Raw genomic sequence first — 11428 nt, 5'->3', positions numbered from 1 at the left:
CCGGGCAAAGTCGTTCACCGACGTGATGTTGTGGGGGTTCCCCTTCTGGACGGCGATCACCGGGACATGGTAGGCGACGTACCCGGGCTCTTCGACAAGGTCTTTCTCCTGTGCGATCCGGTAATCGGGTGTCCCGCCCGGAATGAAGACGTCGCCCTTTCGGGAGAGGTCCATCTGGGTGATGAGCGTGCCCGATCCGGCGAAGGTGTAATCGACACCGATACCGTAGTTCTCGGTGAACACCTCTCCGATCTCGGTCATCGCCTTCTTGAGGCCTGCGCCGGAGTAGACGAGCAGCGTGATGTTGGTGTTGTCGTCGGTGGTGACCGTGGCCGACGGCTGGGTGGTGCATCCCGCCGTACAGAGAAAGACGACGAGGATAACGATGGCTATCAGTGTGACGGCTTTTCCTGTCATGGATAGCATTTAATATCCATTTCGGCTGTATTAAAGTACTGCAATTTACCTAAGTCTAATGTTAATGTTTTTTGGTTTACCCGATCTCTTTCCCATTAACAGAACCGGTCGTCCGACCGCATGGTGCGTGCGGTCTCACATGTCGCGGCAAGCCACCCGGCACGTTCGTCGGGATAGGCGTCGAACGCCGGGACGTAGGGCTTGATGTCGATGACCGGGGTGCCGTCCAGAATATCCACATCCTCGACGGTAAGCGTTGCGCCGTCGACACGGACAAGTTTGAGGACGGAAAGCCCGATAGCGTTCGGGCGGCGGGGCGCCCGGGTTGCAAATATGCCGTGGGGCGTTTTATCGAGAAACGGCACGACCTCGAGTGCGTACCCCTTCGAGCGGTGGAGGTGGTAGAGGAGGATGACGCGGGAGAACCCTTCGAGGTCCTTTAATCCGGCGGTGTAGGCCGGGTCGAGTTCGATCCTGCCCCGGACGCCCCGGGCGCCGATGGGCTGGATCGGCATGTCGCGCGGGTCCTGGAAGGGGGAATGGACGGTGCCGATGGGGTTGAATACGATCTCTGTCATGCGTACCACTCTCCGGGCGGGACAAAGAGGGTTTGTGTTCGGGCAGGACCGCGGGGAATGGTATCGCCGGCTGTATGAACCCATGCCTCTCCTCCGGAGGACCTGTCGGGCGGTTTTATCGGAAATGGGAAGCAGACCCGGGATGGCGGCCGATGTCCGGGCGTTGATCTCCACCGGAAGCCTCCGTTGCCGTCCCCCCTCTCCGGAACTCCTAAAGAAAGAGTTAGCGGCTTCTCGCCTTTGCGGCGGCGATCCGGCTCCGGAGGTCCCGTGCGGCGGCGGTGACATCGTCCTGCCCGACGACCGCTGAGATGACCGCGACCCCGTCCGCCCCGGCGGCGATGACGTCGGCGACGTTCCCCGCGGTGATCCCGCCGATGGCGACGAGCGGGAGAGAGACCGCGGAACGGACCGCCGAGAGGGTGGCGAGCCCGTGGCCTGGCCCCGCATCGTCCTTCGACGTGGTCGAAAACGTCGGGCTGAGCGCCACGTAGTCGGCCCCCTCCTCCGCGGCCAGGACCGCCGTGGCGACGGACCCGACCGATGCCCCGACGATGAACCCCGGCGGGGCGAGACGCCGGGCCTGCTCTATGGGGAGGTCGGTTGCGCCGAGGTGGACCCCGTCGGCGCCGGCCGCGAGGGCCACGTCCAGACGGTCGTTCACGATGAAGAGCGCTCCTGCCTCCCGGGTTACCTCGCGGACGGCGACCGCCGCATTGAAGAAAGACCGGCCGGAGAGCCTCTTCTCGCGGAGCTGGACCACGTCAGCGCCGCCGGCGACGGCGCGGCGGGCGATCTCCGCGTGGGAGAGGCCGCGCCCGATCTCCTCGTCGGTGATCACGTAGAGGTCATACGCCATCACAACTCCTCGATCCGCGCGTGCTCCGCGAGGTCCCGGGGCTCAAGCCCGGCGAGTTCATCGAAGAGCGCCGTCCGGAACGAGTAGGGGCCGCGCGCTCCTGCCATAGCGGCCCGCTCCCCGGCCCGGCCGAAGGCTGCAAGCGCCGCCGCCGACGAGACCGCGTAATCGTCGGCGACCGCGGCGAACGCCCCGACCATCGATGCGGCCATGCACCCCGTCCCGGAGAGGCGGTCCATCGCCGGGTCGCCGTTTCTGACCAGGTATGCCCGTTTTCCATCGACGACGATATCGACCTCTCCGGTCATCGCCACCACGGTCCCGGTGACCCGGGCGCACTCCCGCGCCGTCTCGACGGGGTCGCCTGCAACCCCGCCGGAATCGACCCCCCGGACGCTCCCGCCGGTCCCGGCAAGGACACCGATCTCCCCGGCGTTCCCCTTCAGGACGGCGACGTCGAGGGCCTCGAGGAGACGCTGCACGGTCCCGGTCCGGAACGTCGTTGCCCCCGCACCGACCGGGTCGACGACGACCGGGATGCCGAGTTCGTTCGCCCGGCGGCCGGCGATGAGCATCGCCTCCACCTGCACGGCGGAGAGCGTCCCGATGTTGAGGACGAGAGCGCCGGCGGCGGCGACCATCTCGGCGACCTCCTCGGGGGCTTCGGCCATCACCGGGGCGGCCCCGGTGCAGATCGTGATGTTCGCACAGTCGTTGATCGTGACGCTGTTCGTGATGTGGTGCACCAGCGGCCGCCGCTCCCGCACGGAGGCGAGGAGACCGGCGGGGACCGTGCCGTCCATGAATGTTGCCGGGGATTTCTTCATCATATCTGCCGTTATCTGTTTGGATCGTACTCCAATAAAACACCCGTCGTCCGGCACCACGCTATGGAGCCGGGGCGGCATCGTCATCGTTGCCCCTGCTTTTCGGAGCGTCTTCTGCATCCGCACCGCGCTACGGCGCGCCGACAGGGTAGACCCAAGATTCGCAAAGTGGCCACGGATGATCAGTCGAGTCCTGGGGCTCTCCCGGTTCATTGCCGCTGCAGCGAAGCGGTAGTCCCGTTCACCCCTCTCCACACCGCACCGCCATGGACGGCATACCGGGGGCGGATAACTATATAGTTTTGAAGGCCGTACTATAGTTTTGTATGTACTCGCGGATCTACACCGACGGGGCTTGCCGAGGCAACCCGGGCGACTCCGCGTGGGCGTATGTCAGATTCGACTCTTTTGACGCATTCTCACGGGTGATGCAGGATTCCGGCTACATCGGCGTCGCAACGAACAACGAGGCCGAGTACTGGGGCATCATCCACGCGCTTCGCTCCCTGGCGGAACACGACCCCAGGAAGAACGTTGCCCTTTACAGCGATAGTCAGGTGGCTATCCGGCAGATCACCGGCGAAAGCGTGTGTACGTGCCGTACTCATCTGCGGCTTCGTGAGCTCATTGCCGACCTGGTGCAGCAGATAGGGCATGAGAGAGTTCGTTTCTGCCACGTCCGACGGACGGAACCCGGCGTACAGATTGCCGACCGACTCTGCAACCAGACCCTTGATAGAGTTCTGACGGGCACACCATGGCAATGATACGGCAGGCGGGGCGCTACGGTGCGTAAGAAGGGTATATGCAAAGGAATGAATGCACCGTTGGAAAATCGGGACGGTACATGGACCGTTGTGAAACCCGGGCATTCATCATCGCGTTTCGTCGCTTCCGGCTTTGCGAAGGCGGGCCTCCCGCCACGGGATGTCCATAGCCGAACCGGACCAACCCCGGGAAGAGGTTCACGGCATTCGGGGAGACCGGCTACTACGGCCCGTGCCCGGAGAGTGAAAAAACCGTGTCGCGTAAGGGATCGGCTCGGCACGTATCCGGTCGATGCCGTCATGCCCTTCGTCTCCGACCTCTCGGAGCGAGTCGGGAACCGGCACCATGTTCGATTCGAGGGCGTCCTCGTCAACATGGCTTCCGATCGGATGCGCTGCTTCCTGTATTCGGGGACAGTCTGTATTTGTTGCGGACTCAAAGCCCGGTACTTCGCTCTGGAGCGGTTCTGCGAGGCTGACGAGTATCGCCTGAACCTTTACGGGATCAAAAACGGGAGAGAGGTAATGTTCACGAAGGACCATATCGTCCCGAAGTGCAAAGGCGGCCCCTCCTCCCTTGAGAATTACCAGACGATGTGCGAGCACTGCAACAGTGAGAAGGGTTGCGGGATCGAGACCCCGATACTGCAGATGAGCGCCGTCCCACTCTTCGATACCTCCTCCATGGAACCCATCCGGATGACGTGGTCCGCGGGAACCGCTCCGTGAGCAGTTGACGGGTGTCCACTCACCGTCGGAGGAAACCCCGGACCTTCCGCGACTTCGCCCCGGGCCATGGTCCGACAGTTCCCCTTTCCCGGGGTCACCTGCGGGGGCCGGTGTGTGGGAGATCGCGCGAGCGCCGGCACGGTTCACCCGGTGGCCTGTCTGTGAAAGGCTCCCCTCCTTCCTTTTACTGCGGACGCAAGCAACGGCAAGCGACGTGGCTAACCCGGGACGGCAGTAACCGGCTCCAGATTGGCCGGACATAGAGCAAGGATCGGATAGCGGTGAAATTTCCAGGTCAAACCATCAAAAATGGACGCCGAGGGGGAGATTTGAACTCCCGAGGTGCCGAACACCAGTGGCTTTCGAGGCCACCGCCTTCCCGGACTAGACTACCTCGGCACAGAATCAGCCTACAGTATTTGGGCTCTTCGGCTATAATGGTATCGCGATAGCCTCGCGGGGCTCACCTCTATCACGGAAGGAAGCCTGCCGCAGAATAAAAAGGATCGAAGAAGAAGGGCCGGAAAGTGCCGGCCTCCTCATGCGGTCAACTTACTGTGCGCCCGCTGCGCCCGCCTTTTTTCCGGACTGGGTAACCATCATATCGTCGACGCGGACGAGGAGCATGGCCGTCTCGGTCGCGCTCTTGATCGCCTGGGTCTTCACCCGCAGGGGCTCGATGACGCCGGCCTCCCGCATATCCATAACCTCGCCGGTATAGACGTTGAGCCCGGTGTGCTTCGCGCCGTCGGCGTGGGCCTTCCTCAGGGCGACGACCTTGTCGATCGTGTCGAACCCGGAGTTCTCCGCAAGCGTCCTCGGAATGACCTCGAAAGAATTTGCAAACGCCTCGATGGCGAGCTGGACCCGGCCGCCGACGGTTGCGGCGTAGTCGCGGAGGCGTATCTGGAGTTCGGTCTCCACCGAGCCGCCGCCGACGAGGAATTTGCTGTCCTCGATGGCGTCCTGAACGACCCTGGCTGCATCGTAGACCGCCCGCTCGAGTTCGTCCACCAGGAGTTGGGAGGTGCCCCGCAGAAGGATCGTGACGGCTTTCGGGTTCTCGCAGCCGGAGATGACGGTGAGATCGGCGTCGGGGACTTCCTCGGCTGCTTCCGCGTGGCCGAGCGTCGCCGCGGTGAGTTCGTCGGGCTTGTTCACGATAGTGCCGCAGAGCGCTTTCGCGGCAAACTTCATATCCTCTTCCTTCACGTCTTCGATGGCGTAGACGCCGTGCTTCGCGAGGTAATACTGCACCGCGTCGGCGATCCCTTTCTGGCAGAGAACGACGTTTGCGCCGGAGGCAACGACCTGCTCGGCGAGTTTCCGGAGTGACTCGCGTTCCTGCTCGGTAAACGCCTTCATCTGGTCGGAAGTAGTGATCTTGATCTTCGACTTCACCTGAGTCTTCGTGACCTCGAGCGGCTGGGCGAGCAGGGCCACTTTAACGTCCGTGACCGCATCAGGCATCTGCTCAAAGACACGCTTCTTGTCGATGACGACGCCCCGGATCAACTTAGCGTCGCGCATCGTGTCGCCGACCTGCTTCTTGATCTTGACGTCGTCCTCGTCCACGGAGTAGGTGCCGTCGTCGTTCCTGACGGCGACCTGCCGCACCGCGTCCACCACGATGCCGGAGATCTTCTCCTTGGCCGCTTCGATGGACTTGCCGGTCATGGCGGTGTCGGCGAGTTTGAGGAGATTCTCGCGGTCGTCGAACCCGACCGTGATGGCCAGTTCGTCGAGGATCGAGAGGGCCTGTTCCATGCCGAGCCGGTAACCCTGCGCGATGATTGTGGGGTGAACCTCCTGGGCGAGCAGATCTTCCGCCTCCTCCATCAGCGATCCGACGAGCACGGTCGCGGTCGTGGTGCCGTCGCCGACCTCGTCGTCCTGGGTCTCGGCAACCTCCACGACCAGCTTGCCGCCGGGGTGCTGCACGGACATCTCGTGCAGGATGGTTGCCCCGTCGTTCGTGATCACCACATCACCGCTGGAGCTGACCAGCATCTTGTCCATTCCCCGGGGACCGAGCGTCGTCCGAACGGCGGCCGCAATTGCCTTTGCGGCCATGATATTCGAGCGCTGCGCCTCAAATCCGCGCGTACGTTCAACGTTGTCCCGCAAAATAACGATGGGCTGTCCAGCAAGCATTGTATAATCCTCCTTTGTTCGTTAGGTTTGTTCAGAGGTTCTATATATATTCGTCGATAGACCCCGGTCCTCCCCGGGTGCCCGGGCCTATCGGTATGGGTGGATCGCCCATCGGCTGGCGCTCCGCGCCCGTCGGCCGTGATGGTGCGGTCACCCGAGCCGCGATATCGTAAAGAGTGACTGGACCGGGACGCCGTCGATCTCCCGGACGCCCCGCTTGTCGAAGAGTGACCAGACCGCCACCGGCATGGCCCCGTGCTGCCGGAGGAACCCTATCGCTTCCGCAAGCGTCGCCCCGGTCGTGACGACATCGTCGACGATGATGCAACGCTGCCCGGTGATCGTGGAGAAGGTGCCCGAGAGGGACCCGGTGGGCGTCTCGCTCCGGCTGTGCTTTGCCGGGAGGTAGACCGCGAGTCGCAGCCCCTCCTCTGCGGCGATGAGGGTCGCGAGCGGGACGCCCGAGAGCGCGACACCGACGATCGTCTCCGGGAGTTCTCCCGGAGGACGGACGGCTTCCCCCTCTCCGAAGTAGAAGAAGCGCCTGAGCATCATCATTGCCATATCGGAGAGGAGCATCCCGTGGCTCCCGACTGCCGTCCAGTCGATATGGACGTCTTTTGGGGCCTCCATGCCTTTTTGCTGGGTGAGCAGCCAGGTGACTGTCTCCATTGAGACGCCCAGTTCATCGGAGATCTGGCCGGGGGTGTGCCCGTCTGCCTGGAGCGCCTTTGCCTTCGTGATCAACTCTTCAAGGGAGGACATGGAGAAGAGATCTCCAAGTAATCTATTTAAGTTTTCTTTTGATCGGTGCGCCGCAGACCGGGCAGTCGCCGGGCTCGCGCCAGTACCGGCCGCACCCGCTGCACCGGTAGCGCCACCGGATCGCCCGGGCCGGCCGCTGCCGGATGCTCCGGGTCTCGATCCCGAGGCGGTGGGCGACGTTCTGGACCGCGAAGTCGTCGGTGACGAGGACGGCCGAGAGTTCCAGTGCCAGTGCGAGGATCTCCCGGTCGGTTGCGGAGAGCACCCCGGCATCCCCGGTCCGGGCCGCAGCCTCTTCCACCCGTGAAAGGTCCTCTTTGCGGGGCTCCCGGACGAGGAGCCCCGTAGCGGAGAGCGCCTCGAACCGGCACTTCGCGTGGAGGTCCCCGAGTTCTTCGACAACCGACGGGGTAGTCCAGGCCCGGCCGACGACCGGCACTTCCGAGAAGAAGACGGAGGCGTCGAGGACCAGCGTCATGCTGAGAACTCCACGGTCCCGTTCTCCCGGCACCGGACCTCGTAGCCGAACGCCGACAGCAGCCAGCAGGCGGTCTTTGCGTGCATCGAGAGGGTGTGGGTGCTGTACTCCCCGCCGTAGCACGCAAGGTAGACGAGGAGCTGGTCGGCGAGGTGGACGTCGACCGTGCCGGGGCTGCGGACCTCGCGAACAAGGGCCCGGGCGGCCGCCCGGCCCACCTTCTCGGCGGGAAGCCCTCTCTTTCCGAGAGCGACGGCACCCTTCGCCCCGCTCCATACGGTGACGGAACTCCCGGTGCTTGCCCCGCCTTCCCGGGGGTCGAGGGTTGCAGCGCAGGAGAGGTTGAGTTCGCTCTCGATGAGAGCCCGGGCAGCGGCAGCCTGGCGCTCCGCGACATGCACTGGGAGGCCCGCCGAGCAGGAGACGATCCCGCACTCCCGCTCTTTCGCCCCGATCACGATCGGGCCGGGGCGGCCCGGCTCCACCCGGACGTGCACCCGCCCACCGCCCTCCGGGTAGTAGCCGCGTTCGAGCACTTCGGTCTCGACCGTGGCCCCGGCGCGCCGGAGCACCGGCGCGAGGACGTACTCCAGGTAGTCGATGGTCGGGCTCCACGTCACCTCGGTCCCGCCCGTGACCGTGATGCTCCCGCCGGCGTGGAGGGCGACCGGGAGCCACGCCTGGAGGATGAGGGGGATGCTCCCGGCGGTCCCGGGGTCGATCGCGAGATCGGCGCGCCGGAGCCGGCCCGGGATAAAGGTGATTTCGCTGCTCCGGACGACGAGCCCCGTGCATTCGGCGCCGCAGGCTCCGGCGACCGCCCGGACCGCGGCAACGTGCTGGGGGGCGAGCCCGGGATTCTGCCGGTTCTGCCGGACCCGGGTGACGGTGACCGGGGTGGCGGAGATCGCCGACACGGCTACTGCAAGGCGGAGGACCTGGCCGCCCCCTTCGAGGTAAGACCCGTCAATGGTGAGCATCTTCTCTGATCGCGGTGGCGATGGCGTTCGCGGCCGATATGAAACTTGAGGCGTTCTCGTAGGTGTCGCTGGAGACGACCGAAGAGATTCCTGCCGCCCGCAGGCGGGTGTAGGCCCCGCTCGTGAACACCCCGTGAACGCAGGCCGCGTGGATGGACACCGCTCCCTGCTCCCGGAGCATGCAGGCGGCGGTCGCGAGGGTCCCGCCGGTGGATATGATGTCGTCCACGATGACGGCCTCCCGCCCGTCGACGTCGATGGATTTCGGGGCAATCCTGACCTCTTCACCCGAGAGCCGGGTCTTTTCGAGGTGGTCGCAGTCCCACTCGCCGACCGCCGCAACATTGGCCGCAAACGCGGTCGCCCCTTCGTCCGGAGCGAGGATCAGGGGATCATTCAGGTTCAGGTCGCCAATGTATCCGCCGACGGCCGACGCGATAGTGACGTTCTCCGCCGGAACGCTGAAGAAGTCCAGTACGCCAGGGTCGTGAATATTGACCACAAAGGCCCGCTCGATGCCGGCCGAGAGGGCTCGTGCGACTGCCCGGGCGCTGATCGGCTCGCCCGGAAAGAAGCGCCTGTCCTGCCGGGAGTAGCCGAGGTACGGGACTATCAGCGTGGTCCGCGATTGATCAGCGGCATCGATCGCAAGAAGGGTCTGCACGAGCATATCGTTATCCACGATGCTGCTGACGATCAGGGTCTCACCGTCCAGTTCTCCGCACCGAAGATACATCTCGCCGTCGGGAAACCGGGTGAATTTTGTTTCAACCAGAGGAACTCCCAACTTTTCGGCAATACGAGCTGCCAGGACCTGGGACCGTTCTGTACTGATTATTCTCATAGGTCACCTTTGCTAGAAAGTATTTGAACGAGCATGAATAAATTATATAAGTATCAGTGCAGCAAAGAGGTAAACTCAACGATGGATTCAACAGTTTCAAACGAAATACCCAATATCGAGCTCACGAACGACGAATTGACGGATACAGACGTCTTTTCAGGTCTTGAACTGAGTACATCGTCGGATATTGAAGTACCTCCGCATCTCATCGATCAGGTTATCGGCCAGGAACACGCTGTCGAGGTGATCCGGAAAGCTGCGGTCCAGCGGCGGCACGTGATGATGATCGGCACTCCCGGAACCGGCAAATCGATGCTGGCGAAGGCCATGGCCGAACTCCTCCCGAAAGAGGAACTCCAGGATATTCTGGTCTACCCAAACCCCGAGGATAACAATAACCCCATCATCAGGACCGTGCCTGCCGGCCGCGGCAAGCAGATCGTCAATGCGCACAGGGCAGAGGCGAAAAAGAAGATCCAGATGCGGAGCACTCTCGTCATGCTTCTGGTCGTCGGTATCATCGGCTACGCGATCATCACCTACCAGTGGCTCATGGGCATCATCGCCGCCGCCTTCGTCTTCATAGCGCTCCGGTACTCGATGCCCCGCGAGGAGGCAATGGTCCCGAAGCTCCTGATCTCCCATGACCCCAACACCTCCGCGCCTTTTGTCGACGCCACCGGCTCGCACGCAGGCGCCCTGCTCGGTGATGTCCGGCACGACCCCTTCCAGAGCGGCGGTCTTGAGACGCCGTCTCACGACCGTGTCGAGGGTGGAGCCATCCACCGGGCACACGGTGGAGTTCTCTTCATCGACGAGATCAACACCCTCACTCCGCACTCCCAGCAGAACCTGCTGACCGCGCTTCAGGAGGGCTCGTTTCCAATCACCGGCCAGAGCGAGCGCTCAAGCGGCGCGATGGTCCGGACCGAACCGGTCCCCTGCCGGTTCGTGATGATCGCCGCCGGCAACCTCGATGCCATCCAGGGGATGCACCCGGCGCTCCGGTCGCGTATTCGCGGCTACGGCTACGAGGTATACATGCGCGAGACGATGGAGGACACCCCGGAGAACCGGAAGAAGTTCCTCCGGTTCATCGCCCAGGAAGTCAAAAACGACGGGAAGATCCCGCATTTCGACCGCAGCGCCATGCTCGAGGTGCTCCGGGAAGCCCGGCGCCGCTCGAACCGGAAGGGTCACCTGACCTTAAAGCTCCGCGACATGGGCGGACTCATCCGGGTGGCGGGGGACCTCGCCCGGCAGGAAGGGGCCGAGGTCACTTCGGCACGGCACGTCATCGCCGCGAAATCGGCTTCTCGCTCGATAGAGGACCAGATCTCCGACGAGTACATCCGGCAGAGCCGCGACTACGACCTCGCCGTCGTGGAGGGCACCCGAATAGGACGGGTGAACGGGCTTGCGGTGATGGGAAACGACTCCGGTTCGGTCCTTCCGGTGATGGCCGAAGTGACCCCGAGCCAGGGAGCGGCCGGCACGGTCATCGCGACCGGGATGCTCAAAGATATCGCGAAAGAGTCGATCACGAACGTCAGCGCGCTCATCAAGAAGTTCACCGGCAGGGATATCCGGAACATGGATATCCATATCCAGTTCATCGGCACCTATGGCGGTGTGGAGGGCGACTCGGCTTCCGTGACGGTCGCGACGGCGGTGATCAGCGCCATCGAGAACATCCCGGTGCGCCAGGACGTTGCGATGACGGGGTCGCTCTCTGTCCGGGGCGACGTCCTCCCCATCGGCGGCGTCACCTACAAGATCGAGGCGGCTGCAAAGGCGGGGATCAAGAGGGTGATCATCCCGCGGTCGAACCTGGAAGACGTCCTCATCGAGGACCGCTACCGCGACATGGTCGAGGTGGTGCCGGTCGAACACATCGACGAAGTCCTCCGGAACGCGCTCGTGCCCGAGAACCGCGAAGGGTTCCTCTCGAAACTCCGAAAGTTGACGGTCAACCCGACGACCGGCGGCATCTTCGATTCGAACGTCGGGCGTTCCCTGATCTGATGCCT

General features: G+C 63.6%; 12 protein-coding genes and 1 tRNA gene. 3 read left to right on the top strand and 10 right to left on the bottom strand.

Features of this window, described 5'->3' with window-relative positions; translation table 11 throughout:
- The 4 genes from BRA42_RS10860 to thiM form a co-directional block, all read right to left on the bottom strand.
- Positions 1–417, bottom strand: a 417-nt coding sequence (locus BRA42_RS10860) for a substrate-binding domain-containing protein (protein WP_342770856.1), incomplete at its 3' end; no start/stop codon positions are given.
- 95 nt (positions 418–512) lie between these two features.
- Positions 513–995 (bottom strand): tRNA (N6-threonylcarbamoyladenosine(37)-N6)-methyltransferase TrmO, encoded by a 483-nt coding sequence (gene tsaA / locus BRA42_RS10855; RefSeq protein WP_292406784.1) that lies wholly within the window; start codon positions 993–995, stop codon positions 513–515.
- Between the two features lie 223 nt (positions 996–1218).
- The gene (thiE, locus tag BRA42_RS10850; RefSeq protein WP_292406788.1) at positions 1219–1854 is read right to left on the bottom strand and encodes a thiamine phosphate synthase; all 636 of its coding nucleotides are present in this window, start codon (positions 1852–1854) and stop codon (positions 1219–1221) included.
- Positions 1854–2657 (bottom strand): hydroxyethylthiazole kinase, encoded by an 804-nt coding sequence (thiM, locus tag BRA42_RS10845; RefSeq protein WP_342686167.1) that lies wholly within the window; start codon positions 2655–2657, stop codon positions 1854–1856. The genes thiE and thiM overlap by 1 nt, the downstream gene beginning before the upstream one ends.
- 350 nt (positions 2658–3007) lie before the next feature.
- Between thiM and BRA42_RS10840 the strand changes: the two genes are divergently transcribed.
- Positions 3008–3448, top strand: a complete 441-nt coding sequence (locus tag BRA42_RS10840) for a ribonuclease HI (RefSeq protein ID WP_292406790.1) — start codon at positions 3008–3010, stop codon at positions 3446–3448.
- A gap of 243 nt (positions 3449–3691) precedes the next feature.
- Positions 3692–4177, top strand: coding sequence for an HNH endonuclease (locus tag BRA42_RS10835; RefSeq protein WP_292406793.1), 486 nt, complete (start codon positions 3692–3694; stop codon positions 4175–4177).
- 314 nt (positions 4178–4491) lie between these two features.
- Here BRA42_RS10835 and BRA42_RS10830 read toward each other — a convergent pair.
- The 6 genes from BRA42_RS10830 to BRA42_RS10805 all read right to left on the bottom strand — a co-directional run bounded on the left by BRA42_RS10830 (position 4492) and on the right by BRA42_RS10805 (position 9398).
- Positions 4492–4576: transfer RNA gene (locus BRA42_RS10830), tRNA-Ser, on the bottom strand.
- Between the two features lie 153 nt (positions 4577–4729).
- Complete coding sequence (gene thsA, locus BRA42_RS10825; RefSeq protein WP_342770857.1) at positions 4730–6331, bottom strand: thermosome subunit alpha; 1602 nt, start codon at positions 6329–6331, stop codon at positions 4730–4732.
- A 150-nt stretch (positions 6332–6481) separates the two neighbouring features.
- Entirely contained in the window at positions 6482–7096 is a 615-nt protein-coding gene (locus BRA42_RS10820; protein ID WP_292406799.1) for an orotate phosphoribosyltransferase-like protein, read from the bottom strand.
- A 22-nt stretch (positions 7097–7118) separates the two neighbouring features.
- On the bottom strand, positions 7119–7574 hold the full coding sequence (locus BRA42_RS10815) for an NOB1 family endonuclease (protein WP_292406802.1): 456 nt from the start codon (positions 7572–7574) through the stop codon (positions 7119–7121).
- Positions 7571–8554, bottom strand: coding sequence for an RNA 3'-terminal phosphate cyclase (gene rtcA, locus BRA42_RS10810; protein WP_342771215.1), 984 nt, complete (start codon positions 8552–8554; stop codon positions 7571–7573). Before rtcA ends, BRA42_RS10815 begins: the two co-directional genes overlap by 4 nt.
- Positions 8541–9398, bottom strand: a complete 858-nt coding sequence (locus tag BRA42_RS10805) for a ribose-phosphate diphosphokinase (protein WP_292406808.1) — start codon at positions 9396–9398, stop codon at positions 8541–8543. The genes rtcA and BRA42_RS10805 overlap by 14 nt, the downstream gene beginning before the upstream one ends.
- A gap of 81 nt (positions 9399–9479) precedes the next feature.
- On the opposite strand from BRA42_RS10805, the gene lonB reads away from it, so the two are divergent.
- A complete protein-coding gene (gene lonB, locus BRA42_RS10800; RefSeq protein ID WP_292406811.1) occupies positions 9480–11423 on the top strand; it encodes an ATP-dependent protease LonB in 1944 nt (647 codons plus the stop codon).
- Positions 11424–11428 lie beyond the last annotated feature (5 nt).

The organism is Methanoculleus sp. UBA374, assembly GCA_002508705.1.
GTDB lineage: Archaea > Halobacteriota > Methanomicrobia > Methanomicrobiales > Methanoculleaceae > Methanoculleus > Methanoculleus palmolei.
This window is presented reverse-complemented; position numbering and strand designations above follow the sequence as displayed.